This window comes from Brachybacterium sp. FME24 (assembly GCF_014897705.1).
Lineage (GTDB): Bacteria > Actinomycetota > Actinomycetes > Actinomycetales > Dermabacteraceae > Brachybacterium.
In genome coordinates this window covers 92,549-113,485 of sequence record NZ_JABUXV010000002.1, presented here as the reverse complement: position 1 = coordinate 113,485, position 20,937 = coordinate 92,549, and the positions used below count along the sequence as shown (strand labels likewise).

The window sequence follows — 20,937 nt, the reverse complement described above, 5'->3', positions numbered from 1 at the left end:
GCGCCTGCCTTCCACAGAGGGAAGTCAGGCGCACAACAGCGTGGGCATGGGACCGGCGCGCGGCTCACGTCCTCGCGAGGCGCTGCGTCCAGCCGTAGGCCCGCTCAGCGATCTCGCTGCGCGGAAGCAGCCCGGCGAGGACGTCGATCCGCGTGACGGCGTCCGCGCCGATCTCGTCCGTGATCTGCGCCCGCACGCTGCGATATCGCTCGATGTCGTCCCCGGCGAGCGGTGGCGAGGTGGGGTTGGCGTCCGCGGCGGCGAGCAGCAGCTCTGCGTCCGCGGGACCGCCGGTACGGGCGAAGAGCTCTGCGACGATTCGGAGGCAGGTCCAGAGGTACGGCCAGCAGGTACCACGCCGCAGCGGATCCAGCAGCTCGAGTGCAAGGCGCCGGGCCGCGACGGCGTCGTCCCCGCGCACCAGCGCCGAGAGCAGCGCTAGCCGTGCCACCGTGCTCACATGGTCCGCGCTGGCGGCATCGGCGCGGGCTGCAGCCTCGCGCAGCACGTCCGGCGCGGCACTCGGGGTGGTCGTCAGGAGGACTTCCCCGGTCGCGTACAGGGCGAACGCGGAATGCGCCAGGGCCCCGCTGCGCTCGGCGGTTTCTCGTGCTGCGGCAGCCTGCCGCTCCGCCTCGTGCCGGTCGCCGAGAGTCGCAGCGAGTATCGCGAGCGAGGCATGCGCATCGGCCAGGTAGGCGTCGGGAAGATCGGGTATCTCGAGCATCCGCTCGAAACGCTCGCGCGCAGCGTTCCGCCGTCCGCTGTACAGCGCGGCGAGGGAGAGGCACAGCAGGGCCAAGTAGTACTCGTGCGAGGTGCGGGCGATCTGCAGCGAGCGCGCTCCGAGCACCTCCGCCGTAGGGCTGTCGCCCACCGCGACCGCTGCGAATGCTCCGGTGCCCAGGGACAGTGCTGTGCGGGACGCCTCCGGGCCGGTGGTCGACGGTCCTCTCTGCGCGACCCGCGCCGCCAGCGCCGCCAGTTCGCGCCCGGGGAACCAGTGGGAGCACAGTCCGAGGGCTCCACCGATCCGCTCCGCGATATCCGTCGCGTCGTGGTCGAACGACCAGCGCAGGGCGTCGGCCAGATCGGTGCGCAGCGTCCCGAGCCGCGCGTACGCCTCGGCGCTCGACGGTCCGATCGCCCGTGCAGCGCAGGTCTCCGCGCTGATCGCCGCCCATTCCGCATGCGCCGCGGCGTCCGCGTCCCTCTGCCCCGGCTCGGCCCGTGATGCGGCGGCGGCCCGGACGATCTCCAGCAGCCGGTACCGGGTCGTCGCACCGCCGGGAACGGGTGCCACGAGGGAGGCTTCGACCAAGCGCGTCAGGCCCGCCATCGCAGAGCCGGCGGCGACCTCGGACTCGACGTCGGGCGCCGTCCCGGAGCCGGCACGGCGAACGCCCTCGACCGCTCTCAGATCGAAGCGCCCCGAGAAGGAGGTCAGGGCCACCAGCAGGCGCAGGTCGCCCGGCCTCAGCATGTCAAGGGATCGCCCTACCACCTGCAACAGGGTCGTGTCCGCTCCGAACTCCCGCGACCCGGAGAGGTCGGTCCCCGCGCCGATCCGCTCACACACCGGTGCCAGCCCGAGCGCGGCCACCTGGGGAGCGACCATCTCGAGGGCCAGCGGCAGACCGTCGAGCAGGCGGCACAGCTCGCTCACCTGCGTGCGCTGCGTCGACGACAGCGTGAAGGCAGGTCGCAGTCGTCGGATCCGGTCGAGCAGCAGCCGCTCGGCAGGACTGGTCGGATCCTGGGTCGGTGGAGCGTCCGGGGCCGGGACGGCCAGCGGTTCGAGCGGCAGGAGGTTCTCATCGGTCAGGCCGAGTCGGGTCCTGCTCGTGAGCAGCAGGCGCACCTGCGGGCAGGTGCGCAGGACGGCGTCGGCGATGCCCCGCACCTCATCCAGCACGTGCTCGCATCCGTCGAGGACCAGGATCAGCGGGGAGCGCGCGAGATGTTCCAGCATGGCCTCCCTCGGGGCCTCGGGGCCCGGGCCGAGGCCGAGCACCGCCGTGATCCGAGCTGTCACCTCGCCGGGGAGAACCTCCTCGAGGGAGACCACGGTGCCCTGACGTGCGGTCGCAGTGCAGATCCCCGAGAGGGTCTCCGCGATCAGTCGAGTCTTCCCCACCCCGCCGGGCCCCGAGACGGTCACGAGGCGGTGGTCTCGAGCCGACCGCAGGAGAAGAGCCGATTCGTCCTCACGACCGATGAACGCGGTGTCCCGCGAGGGCCAGACGGGCGGCTCCACGGTGCTGTGCGGGGGTGGCGCCGCCCCCGGCACACGGTGATCGAGGATCCGCCGGTGCAGGTCATGCAGCGCGGGGGAGGGATCGAGCCCCAGCTCCTCGCGCAAGGCATGACGCAGCTCCTCGAAGCGGTCGAGTGCCTCGCTCGGCCGGCCGGCGCGATAGAGCGCGGTCATCAGCAGGGCCCGAGCCTGCTCGCGCAGGGGCTGCTCGGCGACGAGGGATTCCAGCTCCGTGACGGCGGATTCGACGGTCCCGAGGTCCAGGGCCGCGCGGGCGCGGTTCTCACGGGCGTCCAGGTGCAGCTCGTCCAGCCGGACGGCTTCGGCTCGGGCGAAGTCGAGGTCGGCGAACTCTGCGTAGGCCGGCCCGCGCCACAATCCGAGGGCCTGGTCCAGCAGTGCCGCCGCATCACCGGGTCCGCCGGCCGCCGCCTGAGCGCACAGCACGGTGAACCGGTCGGCGTCCACCGCGCCGGCACCGAGGGCCAGCGTGTAGCCCGCCGGGCCGTACCGCACGGTGTTCTCGCCGAGGGCTCCCCGCAATCGGGAGACGACCGTGTGCAGGGCGGCGTGGGTGATTCCCGGGACTGTATCGCCCCAGACTGCCTCGACCAGGGCGTCTGCACTCACAGGGTGCGGGGCGTGGACCGCGAGAGCCGCGAGGGCGGTGCGTCGTCGCAGGCCGGGCAGTGCGATCTCCGCCTCGTCGCGCCGGACCTCCAGCGCCCCGAGGACACCGAGCTCGACCGGCGCCTGTGCCATGACCCGATTGTCTTCCCGGCGGCGTGACAGCGCAATGGCAGGGGCATGGAAGGGCCTGCGATCAGCATCGGCAGTGCCCGGAAGGGCACCGAACCGAAGGAGTGAGGACCATGACCGCAGTTGAGCTCGATCTGGAGAAGGTGGGTGCCGTCGCCCAGCAGGTGGTCGGTCTCGCGACCGGCGCGGCCACGTCGGCGATGATCCTGGTGGGTGACCGGTTGGGGCTCTACGCGGCATTGGCCGCCGAGGGAGCCGTGACGCCGCAGCGATTGGCCGATACGACCGGCACCGCCGAGCGCTACGTGCGGGAGTGGCTGGCGCAGCAGGCCGCGGTGGGCCTCGTGACCTATGACCCGGAGAGCGGGACCTTCACGTTGCCCCCTGAAACGGCAGCGGTGCTCGCCATCGACGATTCGCCGGCCGCGATGACCGGCATGTGTGTACTGACCGAGGGGCTGTTCCGCGATATCGGGCCGCTCGTCGAGGCCTTCCGCACCGGACAGGGCATCCCGTGGGGTGACCACGACCCGGCCGTGTTCCGCGGGACGGAGCGCTCTTTCGGCGCAATGTACCGGGCCAGCCTGGTCTCCGAATGGGTGCCGGCGCTCGACGGCGTGGCCGAGAAGCTCGAGGCCGGTGCCCTGGTGGCCGACGTCGGCACCGGATACGGGCTCCCGGTGATCCTGCTGGCCCAAGCCTTCCCCCGTTCGCAGTTCGTCGGCTACGACCTGCACGCGCCGTCGATCGAGGTCGCGCGGCAGCGGGCCAAGGAGGCCGGCGTCGCCGACCGCGTGCGCTTCGAGGTGAACTACTGCCAGGGATACCCGCAGGAGGGCTACGACGTCATCACGTTCTTCGACGCCTTCCACGACCTCGGCGACCCGGTCGGTTCAGGCGCCTACGCCCGTCACGCGCTCGCGCCGGGCGGATCGCTGGTCCTGGTCGAGGGCAGGGCGGAAGACGATCTGGCGACGAATCTGGCCGAGAATCCGGTGGCGCCGTTCGGCTATGCGGCCTCGACGTTCCTCTGCGTCGGGAACTCGCTCAGCCAGCCGGTCGGGACGGCATTGGGTGCCCAAGCCGGGTTGAAGCGGCTGCGGGAGGTGCTCGAACAGGCTGGATTCTCCGACGTCCGGCACGTCGCGGACTCGATGATCAACATGGTGGTCCAGGCGCGGGTGTAGCGCAGCTCGGTGTGGCCTGCAGACGGCAGGGTCGCGGAACCGGTCGATCTCTCGACCATCCCCGGGCCCTGCCGCCTGCAGTCACCGTTCATCGGTCACTGCCCACTCGGGACGCACTGCCCGACCGGGTCAGCGCTCGGGCTGCATGCCGGTGAGGATCTCGAGCATCTCGTCGGCCACGTCGGATGGGCTGCGCTTCTCGAACAGCGACTCCTCCGCGAGGCGGGTGTATTCGTCGCCAAAGCCGACCCCGCTGGCAGGGGTGACCACGGGAGGCTTCACGACCTCCTCCTGCATCATCTGCGCGAAGTCGAGCGAGATCAGCTCGTTCTCGGTCAGCAGCGGGCGCACCGCCTCCTGGATCGCGGGGAAGGCGGGGATGCCGCGCTCGATCTTGAGCACCTCGGCTGCGGCCTCGTCGGTGAGCAGGAAACCCGTGAGGCCGGCTGCGGCCGCAGGATCCGTGGCCTCGGCCCCGAGGGACCAGTACATCGACGCCTTGTTCACCATGTTCGACTGACCGCTGGTGCGCCCCGGCATCCGCAGGAGCTGCAGGGGAGCGCCGGAGGAGTCCTGGAAGGCGAGGATCTGCGAGCTCGGGACCTGTCGGAACGCGCAGCGATTGGTGGCGAACAGGCCCTGCTCAAGGCTCGCGGAGGAGTTCTCGATCTGCGCACCCGCCTCGGGGGCGGCGCCGCTGGCGCCGAGGCTGAGGCTGAAGTCCAGCAGGGACACGATGGTGTCCTTGGTGACCAGCTCCTCGTCGTCCCGCGGGAAGAGCTGTTCATTGTTCGTCTGCCGCGCCCAGGCGGCCAGATCGCCCGCGCCGAGACCGAAACCGTTGGTGCCGAACTCTCCATCACCAGAGGATTTGCCCCACTCGGAGAGCTCCTGGCTCAGCGCCAGGAAATCTTCCCACGTCCAGGTGGTGTCGTCCGGCAGTGCGATCCCGGCCTTCTCGAGAATCGTCGGATTCATGCCGGTCGCGTAGAGGTTGAACCCGTTCGGGGCGCCCACCAGGGTCCCGTCGGCCAGTCGCCCGGTCTCCAGGATGGCCTCGTCCATCGCCGAGAGGTCCAGGGTGTCGGAAACGGTCTCGAGGTCCAGCAGCGAGCCCTTGCTGCCGTAGGAGTCGATATAGGCCTCGTCCATCTGGATCACGTCCGGGCTGGCGCCACCGGCGGTCTGGGTGGCGAGCTTGTCCCAGTAGCCGGACCACTCGCTGTACTCCGGGGCGACCGACACCTCGGGATGGTCCGCGGTGTACATGTCCAGGACGTCCTGGGTGATGCCGGCACGCAGGTCCCCTCCCCACCAGTAGACCCGCAGCCCACCGTCGTCGGTGCCCGCATTGGGGCCGCAGGAGGCCAGTGCGGGGGCCGCACCGGCAGCGGCCATGAGCGCGAGGACATGTCGACGAGAGAGCAAGGGTTCCTCCTGCGGGGGGCGAGACGGGTTGGGCCGCGCCCCTGCCGACGGGGTCGGTGCCCACGTGAGAAACACTGGGCTGGGCTGGCGACGCTGCGAGTAGTGAGTCTTCCTGCCGTGGCCCCACACCGTCAACCGCTTTCCACGAGGTGGGCGGTGAGGCTGTTCCGCCAGCGGATTGGTTCTCGGGCCCGCCGCCGCACCGCGATGGGTGCGGCGACGGGCCTGATGCCGGAGCTGGGCTGGCTCAGGCCACGGTGATCCGTTCCCCGGTACCCGTGACCTCCTGCTGCATCCCATCCGGCAGCAGGACGTCGGCGATCACGCCGTCGGGGACGGTCGCGGCGAGGGTGAAAGCGCCGTCGCGGTCCCTCGACCATTCCACCTCGATGCGGCCGGCTGCCGAGTCGTAGGCGCCCTTCGCCCAGTCGATGCCCGGGCCGGGGGTGGGCTGGATGCGGAGGCGGCGGTAGCCGGGCTCGGCGGGGCGGATGCCGAGGACGACCTGGTAGATCCAATCGGCCACGGCGCCCAGGGCGTAGTGGTTGAAGCTGGTCATCTCTCCGGGGTTGATGGACCCGTCCGGGAGCATCGAGTCCCAGCGTTCCCAGATCGTGGTGGCGCCCATCGAGACGGGGTACAGCCAGGAGGGGTTCTCCTCCTCCAGCAGCAGCCGGTAGGCGTCCTCGATATGGCCGGTCTCCGAGAGCGCCCAGGTCACGAAGGGGGTGCCGGCGAACCCGGTGGAGACCTTGTAGCCCGCCTCGCGGACCACCTCCGCCAGACGCTGCGCGGACTGCTCCCGCGTGCCCTCGTCGAGCAGGTCGAAGGCGATCGCGAGCGCGTACACGGTCGCGCAGTCCGACAGAATGCGACCGTCGGCCTGCACGTAGGCGTCGGTGAAGGCGCTCAAGGTGCGATCGGCGAGGTCCTGCCAGCGGCGGGCGTCGGAGTCCTGGCCGATCAATCGGGCGGTCTCGGCGGCGAATCGTGCCGATCGCACCAGGCAGGCGGTCGCCACGACACCCGTGTCGGCCTTCGCCGCGGCGGCATCCTCCGGGGGTGCGTCCGGGTCGAGCCAGTCCCCGAACTGGAAGCCGGTGTCCCACAGGCCGGTGGGGGAGAGGGCACGCTCCACGGATTCGAGGTGCAGCACCATGCCGGGGTACTCCTCGCGCAGACGATCGAGATCGCCGTAGGCGTTCCACAGTGCCTCGGCGACCCAGATCGCGGCGTCGCCCCAGATGGCGGTGGGCTTCTCCGTCGGCTGATCAGCGACCGGATCGTCGCCGTGGGAGCGGAGCTTGAGGATGTCCGGCACGACGAAGGGCACGAAACTCAGCGGCGGCAGGCTCGCCTCGGCCTGGACGTCGATCAGCCAGTTGTGCAGGAAGTCGGAGACGTCGAACTGGAAGGCGGCGGTGGCGGCGTAGGCGGCGATGTCCCCGGTCCAGCCCAGGCGCTCGTCGCGCTGCGGGCAGTCGGTGGGGACGGCGAGGAAGTTGCCGCGCTGGCTCCAGATCGAGTTCTCCACCAGCTGGTTCACGCCGGGGTGGGAGGACTCGAACCAGCCGGTGCGGCGGATCTCGGAGTGGACCACCACCGCCTCGATGTCCTGCGCCGTGAGCTCGCCGGGCCAGCCGGTGACCTCGGCGTAGCGGAAGCCGTGGAAGGTGAAGGTGGGCTCGAAGGTCTCTCCGGCGGGATCTCCGGCCAGGATGAGGTGGTCGGTGGCCTTCGCCGACCGCAGCGGGCGGGTGCCGAGCTCCTCGTGCTCGAGCACCTCGGCGTGGCGCAGGGTGATCTCGGTGCCCTCGGGGCCGGTGACGGTGAAACGCAGCCATCCCACGAGGTTCTGCCCGAAATCGAGGAGGGTCCTGCCCGACGGGGAGGTCCAGATCTTCTCCGGCCGGCGGGACTCGTGCCGGGTGATCAGCGGCGAGGCCTGCTCGATGAGTGTGGCGCGGTCGATCTCGGCGACCCGCACGGGGCGAGGGTCACCGGCTGCGAGCCGGCGGTCCTCGTGCTGGCCGTCGTAGATCGTGGCGAAGGTGATGGGCGAGTCGGTGGCGGTCCAGGTCTCGTCGGTGACGAGGCTCTGGGTGGAGCCGTCCTGATAGGTGATGACGAGGGCGGCGAGCAGGGCGTTGTCCTCGCCGTAGTTCGCGTAGGCATCGGTGAAACCGAAGTCGCCGTTCCACCAGCCGCGGCCGAGGAGCACGGAGAGCTCGACCTGCCCGTCGCCGGCGCGGACCTGCTCGGTGACGTCGAAGCTCTGCACCTGGAGGCGCGACTCGTAGACGGTCCAGCCGGGGTTGAGCACGGATTCGGTGGCGGGGGAGCCGTTGATGGTCGCCTCGTAGATGCCGTGCGCGGTGGCGAGAAGCTCGGCATGGGCGATGGAGGAGGCCGGTTGGGTGAGGTCGGCGCGGGCGGCGAGCACGGGAGCGCGGCCGCCGGCCCCGGCGGCGGTGATGGCGCGGGCTGGTGCGAGGGGGTCGGCAGCAGTGGGAGTGGTCATGAAGGGGTCACCTCTCGGTCGGGACGTACGGGGTGGTCGGGGAGTACTGCGGGTGCGATGTGGTGCGGGATGCTGCAGGAACGGAGGAGAGGGAGGAGGGGTCGAGTGATTCCGCGGCGAAGGCGTCGAACCGTGAGCGTCGGAAACCTGCCCATCCGCAGCCGAGGCCGACGGCCACGATGATCGCGATCAGGAGGTAGGCCAGGGCCGGGGTGTTCATCAGGGCCGGGGTGATCAGGGCGACTCCGGCGGCGATGACCCGGGCGATGCCGATCACGGACCCCTGGATGGTGGAGCGCAGCAGGGTCGGGAAGGATTCCTGGGACCAGACCTTCATGATCGCCTCGAAAGCGAACGCGCCGCCGATGGCGTTGAAGAAGCTGAGGGCGATCCACGGGATCAGGGTGAAGCCGAAGATCACGGGGATGAGGTAGGAGCCGGCCAGGAGGATCGCGCCGACGGCGTAGACCGTCATCCGCAGCGGGGTGTCGACGATCCGCATGAACGCGAGCGCCCCGAGCATCCCGACCCCGAGCATCACGATGCCGAGCAGGGATTGCTGCTGTACGGAGATCCCCACGACGTTCACTCCGATGTACGTGCCGAACTGTCCACCGGTGTTGGCGCCGATGTTGGTGAAGGTGTAGAAGCCGATCAGGGCGAGGAAGGGCACCAGGAAGATTCTTTTCCCGAGCACGTCCTTGAGCCCTGTGTTCGAGGCGCGGATGGTCGCCGTCCCGGAGGTGCGCTCCCGGTCGGCATCGGCCCATGTCGTCGATTCGGGAATGCTCACCCGGGCCGCCAGCACGACCAGGGCGACGATGCCGACGTGCGCGAACATGACCTGTCCGCCGAGCTGGCCCATGCCGCCCGCGACGATGCCGAAGACGTTCGCTCCGATGATCCCGCCGAACCATAGGATCTGTGAGAAGCCGACGAGTCTGCCGCGGTTGTGGTCTGCCGCAGCTTCGGAGATCGAGGCGAGAGAGACCGGAAGGTCGGCGCCGGAACCGAGGCCGACGAGCATCATGCCGGCCATGAGCATCGCGAATCCGGGAGCGAGCACCAGCAGCATCGAACCGAGGGCGATCATCGCCATCGTGGTCAGGAAGACTCTGCGGCGGCCGTAACGATCACCGAGGCGACCACCGGTGAGAGCGCCGACGGCGATGCTCAGGGTCAAGGTGGCGGACAGGACGCCGATCTGCCCCTCGGTGATGCCGATGGAATGCTGATAGAGCACCAGTGCAGTGCCGGAGCTGACGATGGCGGCAGCATCGATATACGAGGCCATCCCGCAGATCAGAGCCACCCACCACGGATTCGGCGTACGGGCTTCGGGTCGGTCTGGTCGCACGCTGTTCTCCTTCGAACCGGGGCGATGAATCGAGGGCAAGTCCTGACCTGCAGTGATGCATCAGACTGTTGAAACGACTCAACAAGGCGTCCGGCGAGGCTAGCAAGGCTGGCGGAGGCCCACAAGCCCCTCACGAGTGGTGAGACCGGGAAAGGGTTTACACGTTTCAACGTCCGTGCCTACACTCCTGGCACTCGGAGTCCTCGGACCCGCCGATCGAAGGAGATCACCCATGCCCACACGTCGCGCCGCCCTCACTGCGCCCTTCGCCCTGGCGTCGCTCGCCTCGCTCTCCGCGTGCGGGCCGAACGCGTCCGGAGGCGGGGGATCGGGGGAGTCGGGCGCGGAGTCCTTGCGCTTCGCCTGGTGGGGAAACCCTCTACGCGACGAAGTCACGAAGGCCGCGCTCGAGTCCTACAAGGAGGTGGCGCCGGACCTCACCATCTCCGCCGAGCCCGGGGACTGGGGCGGCTACTGGGACAAGCTGGCCACCCAGATCGCGGGTGGGGATGCCCCCGACGTGATCCAGATGGACGAGGGCTACCTCGCCGAGTACTCCAGTCGCGAGATCCTCTTGGACCTCGGGACCACCGAGCTGGAGACGTCTGCCTTCGATGACGCGGCCCTGGATGCGGGCCGAGTCGATGACGGACTGTTCGCGGTGAACGCCGGGATCAACGCCCCGGTGCTGCTCGCGAACCCCGACGTGTTCGAGGCTGCTGGGATCGAGCTGCCGGATGACACCACCTGGACCTGGGACGACCTCGTGGATATCGCCACCCGGATCTCAGACGGCACTCCCGAGGGGACGTTCGGTGTTCAGCAGTTCGGCGCCACCGGAGGCCCTCCCTTGACCGTGTACCTGCGCCAGCTCGGCGCGGACCGGTTCGGACCCGACGGCATCGGGTACACCGCCGAGCAGCTCCAGCAATGGATGGACTTCGTGCTCGTGCTGCAGGACAGCGGGGCCGCGCCACCCTCCTCGGTCGCCGTCGAGGAAGCAGGCCTGTCCGTCGACCAGACCTTGTTCGCGGTCGGGAAGTGCGGTCTCCAATCGCAATGGTCCAATCAGGTCGTGACCCTGGATTCCTCCCTCGGGGGGACGGCCGTGATTCTGAGAATGCCGTCGATGACCGGCAGCGCCGCCGATGCGCAGCTCTGGTACAAGGCGTCGATGTACTTCTCGATCGCGGCGGCCTCCACGAAGAAGGAGGAGGCCGTGGCTTTCGTCGACTGGCTCGTGAACAGTCCCGATGCGGGGAAGCTCCTGCTCGCCGAGCGTGGGGTGCCCGCCAATCTCGATGTCCGCGAGACCATCGTCCCCGAGCTCACCGAGTCCGACCTCAAGGCGGTGGACTTCATCGAAGCCATCGCGGACGAGCTGGGCGACCCACCGCCGATCACCCCGCCGGGTGGTGGCGCCGTGGACGACGCTCTGGCGCGCCACGCGGAGGACGTCCTGTTCGGGCGTGCCGACCCCTCCGGCGCCAGCGCGGCGGTGGTCGAGGAGGCAGCGGGCATGCTCGGGTGACGTCGTCAGATAAAGTCGCTGGATCATGAACCTGTGGATCGCATCCACGGGATCGGCGTCGACGAACCGAGGAGCGTGGGGGAGTGGCCGGAGCCCATCTGGTGAGCATGAAGGACGTCGCCCGGCACGCGAACGTCTCGGTGGGCACCGTCTCCAATGTCCTGAATCGTCCCGACATCGTCTCCCCCGATCGTCGGGAACGGGTCGAGGCCGCGATCGCCGAGCTCGGCTATGTGCGCAACGACGCCGCACGACAGCTCAAGCTCGGACAGTCCCGCACAGTCGGCGCCATCGTGCTGGACTCCGCGAACCCCTTCTACGGTCAGCTCGTCGGCGGCATCGAATCAGCTGCGGAGGCCTCGTCCCTCGCCGTCATCGCCGGCAGCACCGGTAACCGGGAGCAGCGCGAGAGGCTGTACCTGTCACTGTTCGAGGAACAGCGGGTTCGCGGCATCCTGCTGGCGTCGACCGGAGGTGTCCGCGAGCTCGTCGACGGGATACGACGGCGCGGCACGCCCGTCGTGCTCGTGGAGAGCGGCCGTGAGGGCGACGGAGGGTCTTCCGTGAGCGTGGACGACATCGCCGGCGGGAAGATCGCCGTGCGCCACCTCGCCTCCCTCGGCCGACGTCGTATCGCCGTCGTCGCCGCCCGTCAGGACCTGCGGCAGGTCGCCGACCGTCTGCGCGGTGCTCGGCAGGCGGCGGCCGACGCCGGGGTGGAGATCGAGGTGCTCGAGGCGGAGGACCTCACGGTGCTCGCCGGGCGCACGGCCGGTATGCGCGTCGTGGAGCGGCCCGCGGCGGAGCGGCCCGACGCGGTGTTCTGCGTGAACGACCTGCTCGCCGTCGGCGTGCTGCAGGCCTTCGCGTTCCGCCACCAGGTCGCAGTGCCGGAGGAGATCGCCCTGGTCGGCTACGACGACATCGCTTTCGCGAGCTCCACCGTGGTGCCGCTGACCTCCGTGGCGCAGCCTGCGGACCTCATGGGCCGCACCGCCCTCGCCCTTCTCGAGGAGGAGATCGCGACGCCGGACGCCCCGCCCCGGCACGTGAGCTTCACGCCGACGCTGGTGGAGCGGGAGTCGACGACGGGGTGACGGATTCCAGCTCCACGCTGGCCCGTACCAGCGCTCGGATCGAGCCGTGGTCAGCGCGCATGACGCCGAGGCTGCGGGCCTGCAACGCGACGTTGCCGAGCGCTGTCGCCTCCATCGGGCCGGCCACCACCTCGAGTCCGAGGGCGTCGGCGGTGAGCTGGTTCAGCAGGGTGTTGCGGCTGCCGCCGCCCACGACGTGCAGTCGGGAGGGGAGCGGCACGTCCACGAGGCGGCAGGCTGTGGTCAGCTCTTCGCGGTAGGTCGCAGCCAGGGATTCGAGGATGCAGCGCACGACGCCCGCAGGAGAATCCAGCCCTGGACTCCCGCCGGCACTGTCGAGCGGCTGCGCTGCCGCGATCACGCGGTCCGCCATCTGTCCCGGAGGGAGGAACGCGGGGTCGGTGGGATCGATCCGCGCACGAGCGGCGGGGCCCGCTGCGGCGTCGGCGAGCAGCTGCTCGAGGTCGACCTCCAGGCCGTCCTCCTGCCATTGCCGGATCGACTCGCTGACCAACCACATGCCGGCCACGTTCTTGAGGAACCGGACGGTGCCGTCGACGCCGCCCTCATAGGTGAACCCGGCCGTCAGCGCCTTCGGGCTGGGGACTGCGGCGGGCAGTTCGAGACCGATCAGGGACCAGGTTCCCGAGGAGATATAGGCAAGGGTTTCCCCGCCGGGAGAACTGTCTTCGGCCGGCACCGCGAGCACCGCCGAGGCGGTGTCGTGGGAGCCGACGGCGATGACCGGCACCTCGCCGATTCCGAGCTCCGCGGCCAGCTCCGGACGCACCGCGCCGACGCGTTCTCCGGGCTCGATCAGCGGCGTGAGCAGGCTCCGGTCCACTCCGGCCGCGGCCAGGAGCTCCTCGGCCCAGTCGTGACCTTCCACGGTGAGCATTCCGGTGCTGGAAGCGTTGGTGACCTCGGCGCGGCGCTGCCCGGTCAGCAGGTAACCGATCAGGTCGGGGACCATCAGCAGCGTCGAGCCGGCCTGCGCAGCGGTGAGTCGATCATCGGCCACCAGCTGATAGAGAGTGTTGAAGGGCTGTTGGGCGATACCGGTCAGCTCGTACTGCCGCTCCCGGGAGACGCGCTCCGCGAATGCCTCTGCCACTCCGTCGGTGCGGTCGTCGCGGTAGGCGATCACCTCTCCGAGGCGCGTGCCGGAGCCTGGGGCGGGTGTCCCGTCGGGATCCAGTGCGTCGGGCCCGATCAGCGCGTAGTCCACCGCCCAGGAGTCGACGCCGATCGACGACAGTCGGCCCAGCCCGCGCACGAGGGCCAGATCGTGCGCCTCTGACAGCCCGTGCCGTATCTCCGCCCAGAGAGCGTCGATATCCCAGCTCAGATGGCCGTCGCGGTGCCGCAGGCGGTTCTCGAAGCGGTGTGCCTGAACCAGTTCGATCCGGCCACCGGCGAGCACGCCGAGCATGACCCGGCCCGAGGTCGCCCCGAGGTCGATGGCCGCGACGGCGCAGGGCCTGTCGGCCGCGTGCTCGCGGCTCATCGCAGGAACGCGGCTGCGACCCCGGCATCGACCGGGATGTGCAGGCCGGTGGTGTGCGAGAGGTCGCCCGCGGTCAGGGCGAAGACCGCGTTCGCCACGTTCTCCGGCAGCACCTCGCGCTTGAGCAGGGTGCGCTGGGCGTAGAACTCGCCGAGGTCCTCCTCCTGGACGCCGTAGACCTTCGCACGCGAGGCGCCCCAGCCGCCGGCGAAGATGCCGGAGCCTCGCACCACCCCGTCGGGGTTGATGCCGTTGACCCGGATCTGCTCGCCGCCGAGCTCCGCCGCGAGCAGCCGCACCTGATGCGCCTGGTCGGCCTTGGTCGCCGAGTAGGCGATGTTGTTGGGGCCGGCGAACACGGAGTTCTTCGAGGAGATGTAGAGGATGTCCCCACCCATGGCCTGGGCGATCATCACCCGCGCGGTCTCCCGGGAGACCAGGAAGGAGCCTCTCGCCATGACGTCGTGCTGGAGGTCCCAATCCTTCGCGGTGGTCTCCAGCAGCGGCTTGGACAGCGAGAGCCCGGCGTTGTTGACGATGAGGTCGAGGCCGCCGAAGGCGAGGACGGCGTCGGCCACGGCCTGCACGACGGCGTCCTCGTCGGAGACGTCGGCGCGCAGCGCTACGGCCTTGTCGGGCCCGCCGAGCTCCTCGGCGACCGCCTGGGCGCCTTCGAGGTTCAGGTCGGCGATGACCACGCAGGCGCCTTCAGCGACCAGGCGGGTCGCGGTGGCCTTGCCGATGCCGGAGCCGCCACCGGTCACCAGGGCTACCCGGGTCGCGAGCGGCTTGGGCTTCGGCTTGCGCTGCAGCTTCGCCTCCTCGAGGGCCCAGTACTCGATGCGGAACTTCTCCGACTCCTCGATGGGGGCGTAGGTCGAGATCGACTCCGCGCCGCGCATGACGTTGATGGCGTTGACGTAGAACTCGCCGGCCACGCGGGCGGTCTGCTTGTCGGCGCCGAAGCTGAACATGCCCACGCCGGGGACCAGCACGATCGCCGGGTCGGCGCCGCGCATCGCGGGGGAGTCCGGCTCGGCGTGGCGCTGGTAGTAGGCGGAGTAGTCCACGCGGTACGCCTCGTGCAGCTCCGCCAGCCGGGCGAGGGAGTCCTCGACGGAGGCATCGGCCGTCAGGTCCAGCACCAGAGGCTTCACCTTGGTGCGCAGGAAGTGGTCCGGGCAGGAGGTGCCGAGCTCGGCCAGCGGTGCCAGCTTCTCGCTCGCGAGGAACTCGTGCACGGCCTCGGTATCCGTCCAATGCCCGACCACCGGTGCATCGGTCGAGGCGAGTCCGCGGATCACCGGGAACAGGGCCGACGCCTTCGCGCGGCGCTCCGCCTCCGGAAGAGCATCGCGGGAGGAGTCGGGGGCGCCGAAGGGTTCGACCGTGCCGGTGCGCTCGAGGAATGCGGTCGCCTCGGCGATGATCCGCAGCGAGTTCTCCTGCGCCTCGGCCGAGGTGTCGCCCCAGGCGGTGATGCCGTGGCCACCGAGGATGCAGCCGATCGCCTGGGGGTTCTCGGCCTGGAGAGCGGCGATGTCGAGCCCCAGCTGGAACCCGGGGCGGCGCCAGGGCACCCACATCACGGCGTCGCCGAAGCATTCCCTCGTCAGGCGCTCCCCGTCGGCCGCAGTCGCGATCGCGATCCCGGCGTCGGGGTGCAGGTGGTCCACGTGCGCCGCGTCGACCAGCGCGTGCATGGCGGTGTCGATCGACGGGGCGGCGCCACCCTTGCCGTGCAGGCAGTGGTCGAAGGCCGCGACCATCTCGTCCTCGCGGTCCACCCCCGGGTACACATCGGCCAGGGCGCGCACGCGGTCCAGGCGCAGCACCGCGAGGCCCTGCTCCTGCAGGGTGCCCAGGTCACCGCCGGATCCCTTGACCCACAGCAGCTCGGTCTCCTCCCCGGTGACTGGGTCGGTGGCGATGCCCTGGGCGGAGGTGTTGCCGCCGGCATAGTTGGTGTTCTTCGGATCGGAGCCCAGGGCGTGGGACCGTTCCAGCAGGGCGGCGACGCTCTCGTGTGTTGCGGTCATGCTCAGGCTCCCCATCCCATCTGGTTCCCGCCGACGCGCTCCGCGGCGACCTTCTCCTCGTACCCGCTGGCCCGGAACGCCTCGAACGGTTCGGCGGGCAGGCCCTTCTCCTCGCGGAAGGCGGCCAGCGCCGGGCGCACGTCGGTCCAGAAGGCGTCCATCAGGACCTCGTGCGCGAGCAGCACGTCGTTGCTCTGCTGGGCGGCGGCCAGCGCCTCGCGGTCCACGAGCAGGGCCTTCGCGAGGGTCTCCTGCACGTTCAGCACGGAGCGGATCTGCCCCTGGATCTTCGACTCCAGGTTGTGGCACTGATCCAGCATGAAGTTCACGCCCGAGGCGGGGCGGTGCGCATCCTGCTGGACGATCTCGAAGAGGATCCGGAACAACTGGAACGGATCCGCGGAACCGACGATCAGGTCGTCGTCCGCGTAGTTGCGGGAGTTGAAGTCGAAGGCGCCCAGGCGGTTCTGGCGCAGCAGCTGCGCGACGATGAACTCGATGTTCGTCCCGGGAGCGTGGTGGCCGGTATCGAGCACGACCTGCGCCTTCTCGCCGAGGGCCAGGCAGTGCAGCAGGCTCGTTCCCCAGTCCGGGACGTCGGTGTGGTAGAACGCCGGCTCGAAGAACTTGTACTCCAGCACCAGGCGCTCGTCGTCCCCGAGGCCCTGGTAGATCTCCTGCAGCGACTCCGCGAGGCGGTCCTGGCGGGCCCGGATCGAATCCTGTCCGGCATAGTTCGTGCCGTCGGCCAGCCAGATCTTCATCTCCCTCGACCCGGTGGCGCGCATGACGTCGATGCACTCGAGATGGTGGTCGATCGCGCGGCGGCGCACGGACGCGTCGCCGTGGGTGAGGGAGCCGAACTTGTACTCGTCGTCCTGGAAGGTGTTCGAGTTGATCATGCCCAACGTCATGCCCTGCTCGGCGGCGAAATCGCGCAGCGCACCGAAGTCATCGACCTTGTCCCAGGGGTAGTGCAGGGAGACGCGCGGCGCGCTGCCGGTGTAGGCGTGGGTCTGCGCGGCGTCGGCGATCTTCTCGAAGGGATCGCGCGGGGTGCCGGGGGTGCCGAACACCTTGAAGCGGGTTCCGGAGTTGCCGTAGCCCCAGCTGGGGACCTCGATGGAGAATTCGGCGAGGTCGCGGGCGACGTCAGCGGGAAGGGTGGTGGTGGACATGGGGTGGTGCTCCTTGAGTGCTCGTGGGAAGCGCGTCCGATAGCTGCGAGGTGCATCTTGGTGACTTTGCCGTGCCGCAGATCCGCCAAACTATTGAAACGACTCAGAACAGAACGTAGCATTCTCCAGAACGACTCACAAGACGCCGTGCGATCCCCGACGGCGGTGCCGCAGATCATCGACTCGAGGAGCCTCATGAGTTCACCGGAGCACACCCGAGGTTCCGACAGGCCTGCCGACGCCGGGAACGGGCCCGAGCCGGACCTCCCCGCCCTCCTCGCCACCACCCCCGCCCGCAGCCCGCAGCGCTGCTGCTTCCTGCTGCATGTGCGCCCCGAGCGCCTTGCCGACTACGTCCAGGCACACCAGCACGTGTGGGAGGAGCTGCGCGAGGCGCTCACCGCCGCCGGCTGGCGCAACTACTCGCTGTTCCTGCGCGAGGAGGACGGCATGGTGGTGGGCTACTTCGAGGCGGACGACGTCGACGCCGCGCAGCAGGCGATGGGCCGCAGCGACGTCTCGCCCCGGTGGGAGTCGATGATGGGGGAGTACTTCGCACCGGGTGGCGGCGACAAACAGGTCCTGCCCCAGTACTTCCATCTCCCCTAAACGGGCCGGACGGCCCCCGTACCTCCCTCACCCCGGAAGAAAGAGCCCGATGAGCACGACAGCCCTGCAGGTCATCAACCCCAACGGAGCCTGGTGCTGGTTCCAGGACGAACGCGCCCTCGTCGACCCCGATGCCGGACTGCTCGTGGTCGGCTCCATCGCCTCCGGAGGCGGGGACCGGGGCGAGTCCCGCACCGGCGACCTCGATCTGACCGTCGTCGATCTGCGCTCCGGGCGGTCGAGCGTGGTGACCCTCCATCCCGGGTTCGAGGCGGACGACCACGACGTGCCCGCGCTGCATCGTCGGCCCGACGGGCGCTGGCTCGCCGTCTACGCGCGGCACAAGAGCGACGACCTCACCCACTGGCGCATCAGCGAGCCCGACGACCCCACCCGCTGGGGCGAGGAACGCACTGTCGACTGGAGCCGGCACACCGGCGGCCGCGGTGTCACCTACTCGAACCTCCACGAACTGGACGGCCGGCTGTACTGCTTCGCTCGCGCCGTCAACGACGACCCCTGCGCCCTGGTCTCCGAGGACCACGGCCACACCTGGAGCTACGCCGGCAAGCTGTTCGATCGCCCCAAGATCGGATACGTCAACGGGTACGCGCGCTACGCCGACGGGGCCGACGGGCTGCACGTGCTGGTCACCGACCATCACCCGCGCGACTACGACAACTCGATCTACCACGGTCGCCTCGCCGGCGGTCGCCTGCACGACAGCCGCGGTCAGGCAGTGGAGGCGGAGCTGTTCGCCGATCCCGCCCCGGACCAGGCGGAGCTGACCACGGTCCTGGCGGCCGGCACAGAACTGGGCGGCGCGCTGCTCGGTCACGCGTGGACCACCGACCTCCGTGAGGCCGAGGGGCGACTCGCCGCGGTGATGACAGCGCGCGCCGACCACGGGGGCGATGCCGGAGACCTCGGCCGCAACGTCCCCGTCCCCGACCTGCGTTTCGTCTACGCCCGGCGCAGCGACGACGGGGACTGGAACCTCTCCCCGCTCGCGAAGGCCGGGCCAGGGCTGCTGCCCCATGAGCAGGATTACACGGGCCTGGCCGCGATCGACCCCTACGACGTCGACACCGTCTACGTCTCCACCCCGATCGACCCGCGCGACGACTCCCGCCTCGCCCACCATGAGATCTTCCATGGACGCACGGCCGACGACGGGCGAAGCTGGGACTGGACCGCGATCACCGAGCCCGCCGAGAACCCCGGGGTCGACAACCTCCGACCGATCGTCGCCCCCGGAGACCCCGGCACCACCCACCTGCTCTGGTTCCGCGGAGACATGCGCTCCTCCCAGGACTACGACTGCGAGGTCATGCTCCGCAGCAGCCCCCGATGACTCCCTCACCCGTGACGCCCCACCGCTCGCCCCTGCCGGAAGGACCCCGATGACACACGACACCACCGACGCCCGGACTGCGCCCCATGCCGCCGCCCCCGCAGCGCCCGAGATGGAGCGACGGATGCGGCTCCTGGGTGACGCCACCACCTGGGAGGACGTCGAGGACCAGGCCCATCGCGAGTGGGACGCCCCGTACGGGCCGGCCGAGGACTGGGACCTGAGGATCGAGGACCGCGAGGTTCCCGGCCCGCACGGCCCGGTGCCCGTGCGCGTCTACACCCCGCACGCCGCAGCCGGTGGGGCGCGTCCGTGCCTGGTGTGGCTGCACGGCGGTGGGTTCCGGCATGGGGACCTCGACATGCCCGAGGGTCACCATGTCGCCCGCGGCGTCGCCGGCCGCGCCGACGCCGTGGTCGTCTCGGTCGACTACCGGTTGTGCGCCGATCCGTCAGCGCTCGCCGACGACCCTGCCGGGGGCGTTCCCGAGGGGCCCGGCCGCGTCCACGCACCGATTCCGCTGGATGACGTGTGCGCCGCCGTGACCTGGGCGCGCGAAAACGCGACCACCCTGGGCATCGATCCGGCACGGGTCGCGATCGGCGGAGCCAGCGCAGGCGGCAACCTCGCCGCGGCCGCCTCCCTGCGCCTGGCCGACGAGGGCACGCCGCCGGCGGCCTCGCTGCTCATGTATCTCGTCGCCCATCCCCTCTGCCCGGAGGCGACCGCGGAGGAGGCCGATGCGCTCGCCGAGGTTCCCTCTCTGCTGCGGTTCTCGCCGGAGGGCATGCGCGCCATGTCGGAGAACTACATCGGGCGCGCTCTCGAGGACGCCGTTCCGTACGAGTTCCCGGGGCTCGCGAGCACCGAGCAGCTGGCGGTGCTGCCGCGCACCTATATCGAGGCCGACGAGTACGACGATCTGCGCGTCAGCGCCCGCCGGTACTCCGAGCAGCTGCGCGAGGCCGGCGTGGAGGTCGAGTTCGCGGTGCGCCGAGGGGTGTGCCACGGCCACCTCAACCGCGTGGGTCTCGCCGAGGCCCGCGACTCCATGGACCGGATGGGACAGCTCGTCCGGTCGCTCTGACCTGCAGCACGGCATCAGGATCAGTTCCACACCAGCATCAGCTCCATACCAGCACGGCACCATGACTGGCGGCGCACCGCGCGTCGGCCCGGATCGAGGAGGATTCATGCAGTCCCAGCAGGCTCCGCAGTTCCCGCAGGTTCTTGAGAACCCACAGTCCGAACAGCTCCGGCAATCTCCGCAGTACGGCATCATCGCCCAGGATCAGGACGCCGCCGCGATCCTCGCCGCCGGCGCGGACTACATCGAGCCGACGATCGTCGGGAACGTGATCGTCCAGGACGCCGACGGTGACTGGCAGGCCAACTCTGCGCTGCGCGAGCGGGAGCCCTCCCCGTCGTTCGCCGTGCTGGCCCCGAAGGACCTGCGGCTGTCCGATCCGGCGTTCCCGCTGGAGAGGACCCGTGACTACCTGCAGGTCGCCTTCGCCGCGATTTCCGCCGTGGCGCGTCCGGGCGCCGTCGTCGTGCTCGGCAGCGGGGCCGCCCGCCGCCTGCCCGAGGGCGTGGAGCCGGCCGACGGCCGCCGCCAGTTCGCGCAGACCGTCGAGGTCGCCCGGGACGTCGCCGCCGAGCACGGCCTCGAAGTGATTCTCGAACCCCTGCACCACGGGGAGACCGACCTGATCAACACCGTCGCCGAGGCCATCGCGTTCCTCGACGAGTTCGGGATGGGGGAGGTCAGGGTCGTCGCCGATCTGTTCCACATCATGCTCGAGCACGAACCGCTCGAGGTGATCGGTGCGCACGCGGGCCGCGTCGCGCATGCCCACATCGCCGATAGCGGCCGGACCCCGCCCGGGCAGGGGGACTGGCCGCTCGCGCCGTTCCTGCAGTCGCTGCGCGGCGGCGGCTATCTCGGGCATGTCTCGATCGAATGCACATGGAAGGACATAGCCGCCGAGGCGCACCCGGCGCTCGCCGCGCTGCGCGCCGCGGATCCGGTCAGGGCCGTATCGGAGGCCTGAGCCCGGTGTCGGCGAGCGCGGGTCGGCGGAGCCGGCGAAGGTGACGCGCTCCCCGACGT

At 70.2% G+C, this 20,937-nt stretch carries 14 protein-coding genes; 7 read left to right on the top strand and 7 right to left on the bottom strand.

The window, feature by feature from the left end:
- Nucleotides 1-64 precede the first annotated feature (64 nt).
- Nucleotides 65-3,019, bottom strand: a complete 2,955-nt coding sequence (locus INT51_RS02555) for a BTAD domain-containing putative transcriptional regulator (RefSeq protein WP_193103635.1) — start codon at nucleotides 3,017-3,019, stop codon at nucleotides 65-67.
- A 110-nt stretch (nucleotides 3,020-3,129) separates the two neighbouring features.
- Between INT51_RS02555 and INT51_RS02550 the strand changes: the two genes are divergently transcribed.
- A complete protein-coding gene (locus tag INT51_RS02550; RefSeq protein ID WP_193103634.1) occupies nucleotides 3,130-4,203 on the top strand; it encodes a class I SAM-dependent methyltransferase in 1,074 nt (357 codons plus the stop codon).
- Nucleotides 4,204-4,332: 129 nt separating this feature from the next.
- Here INT51_RS02550 and INT51_RS02545 read toward each other — a convergent pair whose 3' ends face one another.
- From INT51_RS02545 to INT51_RS02535, 3 genes are all read right to left on the bottom strand, one after another.
- Nucleotides 4,333-5,631 (bottom strand): ABC transporter substrate-binding protein, encoded by a 1,299-nt coding sequence (locus INT51_RS02545; protein ID WP_193103633.1) that lies wholly within the window; start codon nucleotides 5,629-5,631, stop codon nucleotides 4,333-4,335.
- A 247-nt stretch (nucleotides 5,632-5,878) separates the two neighbouring features.
- Entirely contained in the window at nucleotides 5,879-8,152 is a 2,274-nt protein-coding gene (locus INT51_RS02540) for an alpha-L-rhamnosidase (protein WP_193103632.1), read from the bottom strand.
- Between the two features lie 7 nt (nucleotides 8,153-8,159).
- Nucleotides 8,160-9,446 (bottom strand): MFS transporter, encoded by a 1,287-nt coding sequence (locus INT51_RS02535; RefSeq protein ID WP_193103631.1) that lies wholly within the window; start codon nucleotides 9,444-9,446, stop codon nucleotides 8,160-8,162.
- A 295-nt stretch (nucleotides 9,447-9,741) separates the two neighbouring features.
- Here INT51_RS02535 and INT51_RS02530 point away from each other — a divergent pair, with 295 nt between their 5' ends.
- Both INT51_RS02530 and INT51_RS02525 read left to right on the top strand, forming a co-directional pair.
- Nucleotides 9,742-11,040: an ABC transporter substrate-binding protein gene (locus tag INT51_RS02530; protein ID WP_193103630.1), complete on the top strand. Its 1,299-nt coding sequence runs from the start codon at nucleotides 9,742-9,744 to the stop codon at nucleotides 11,038-11,040.
- Nucleotides 11,041-11,123: 83 nt separating this feature from the next.
- The gene (locus INT51_RS02525) at nucleotides 11,124-12,137 is read left to right on the top strand and encodes a LacI family DNA-binding transcriptional regulator (RefSeq protein WP_304502057.1); all 1,014 of its coding nucleotides are present in this window, start codon (nucleotides 11,124-11,126) and stop codon (nucleotides 12,135-12,137) included.
- On the opposite strand, the gene INT51_RS02520 is transcribed toward INT51_RS02525, so the two are convergent.
- The 3 genes from INT51_RS02520 to rhaI are packed head-to-tail and all read right to left on the bottom strand — an operon-like array spanning nucleotide 12,097 to nucleotide 16,861.
- Nucleotides 12,097-13,644, bottom strand: a complete 1,548-nt coding sequence (locus INT51_RS02520) for a rhamnulokinase family protein (RefSeq protein ID WP_193103629.1) — start codon at nucleotides 13,642-13,644, stop codon at nucleotides 12,097-12,099. The genes INT51_RS02525 and INT51_RS02520 overlap by 41 nt on opposite strands.
- Nucleotides 13,641-15,683, bottom strand: coding sequence for a bifunctional aldolase/short-chain dehydrogenase (locus INT51_RS02515; protein WP_193103628.1), 2,043 nt, complete (start codon nucleotides 15,681-15,683; stop codon nucleotides 13,641-13,643). The genes INT51_RS02520 and INT51_RS02515 overlap by 4 nt, the downstream gene beginning before the upstream one ends.
- Before the next feature lie 2 nt (nucleotides 15,684-15,685).
- The gene (gene rhaI, locus INT51_RS02510; protein ID WP_193103627.1) at nucleotides 15,686-16,861 is read right to left on the bottom strand and encodes an L-rhamnose isomerase; all 1,176 of its coding nucleotides are present in this window, start codon (nucleotides 16,859-16,861) and stop codon (nucleotides 15,686-15,688) included.
- 195 nt (nucleotides 16,862-17,056) lie between these two features.
- Here rhaI and INT51_RS02505 point away from each other — a divergent pair, with 195 nt between their 5' ends.
- The 4 genes from INT51_RS02505 to INT51_RS02490 all read left to right on the top strand — a co-directional run bounded on the left by INT51_RS02505 (nucleotide 17,057) and on the right by INT51_RS02490 (nucleotide 20,878).
- The gene (locus tag INT51_RS02505; RefSeq protein ID WP_193103626.1) at nucleotides 17,057-17,470 is read left to right on the top strand and encodes an L-rhamnose mutarotase; all 414 of its coding nucleotides are present in this window, start codon (nucleotides 17,057-17,059) and stop codon (nucleotides 17,468-17,470) included.
- Nucleotides 17,471-17,519: 49 nt separating this feature from the next.
- Entirely contained in the window at nucleotides 17,520-18,824 is a 1,305-nt protein-coding gene (locus INT51_RS02500; protein WP_193103625.1) for a BNR-4 repeat-containing protein, read from the top strand.
- A 49-nt stretch (nucleotides 18,825-18,873) separates the two neighbouring features.
- Nucleotides 18,874-19,911, top strand: a complete 1,038-nt coding sequence (locus INT51_RS02495; protein WP_193103624.1) for an alpha/beta hydrolase — start codon at nucleotides 18,874-18,876, stop codon at nucleotides 19,909-19,911.
- Between the two features lie 106 nt (nucleotides 19,912-20,017).
- Nucleotides 20,018-20,878, top strand: coding sequence for a sugar phosphate isomerase/epimerase (locus INT51_RS02490; protein WP_193103623.1), 861 nt, complete (start codon nucleotides 20,018-20,020; stop codon nucleotides 20,876-20,878).
- The last annotated feature ends 59 nt before the right edge of the window (nucleotides 20,879-20,937 follow it).

Coding starts and splice junctions, on each gene's coding strand:
- INT51_RS02555 (WP_193103635.1), bottom strand. CDS start 3,019: ATGGCACAGGCGCCGGTCGAGCTCGGTGTCCTCGGGGCGCTGGAGGTC.
- INT51_RS02550 (WP_193103634.1), top strand. CDS start 3,130: ATGACCGCAGTTGAGCTCGATCTGGAGAAGGTGGGTGCCGTCGCCCAG.
- INT51_RS02540 (WP_193103632.1), bottom strand. CDS start 8,152: ATGACCACTCCCACTGCTGCCGACCCCCTCGCACCAGCCCGCGCCATC.
- INT51_RS02535 (WP_193103631.1), bottom strand. CDS start 9,446: ATGGCCTCGTATATCGATGCTGCCGCCATCGTCAGCTCCGGCACTGCA.
- INT51_RS02530 (WP_193103630.1), top strand. CDS start 9,742: ATGCCCACACGTCGCGCCGCCCTCACTGCGCCCTTCGCCCTGGCGTCG.
- INT51_RS02520 (WP_193103629.1), bottom strand. CDS start 13,644: ATGAGCCGCGAGCACGCGGCCGACAGGCCCTGCGCCGTCGCGGCCATC.
- INT51_RS02515 (WP_193103628.1), bottom strand. CDS start 15,683: ATGACCGCAACACACGAGAGCGTCGCCGCCCTGCTGGAACGGTCCCAC.
- rhaI (WP_193103627.1), bottom strand. CDS start 16,861: ATGTCCACCACCACCCTTCCCGCTGACGTCGCCCGCGACCTCGCCGAA.
- INT51_RS02505 (WP_193103626.1), top strand. CDS start 17,057: ATGAGTTCACCGGAGCACACCCGAGGTTCCGACAGGCCTGCCGACGCC.
- INT51_RS02500 (WP_193103625.1), top strand. CDS start 17,520: ATGAGCACGACAGCCCTGCAGGTCATCAACCCCAACGGAGCCTGGTGC.
- INT51_RS02495 (WP_193103624.1), top strand. CDS start 18,874: ATGACACACGACACCACCGACGCCCGGACTGCGCCCCATGCCGCCGCC.
- INT51_RS02490 (WP_193103623.1), top strand. CDS start 20,018: ATGCAGTCCCAGCAGGCTCCGCAGTTCCCGCAGGTTCTTGAGAACCCA.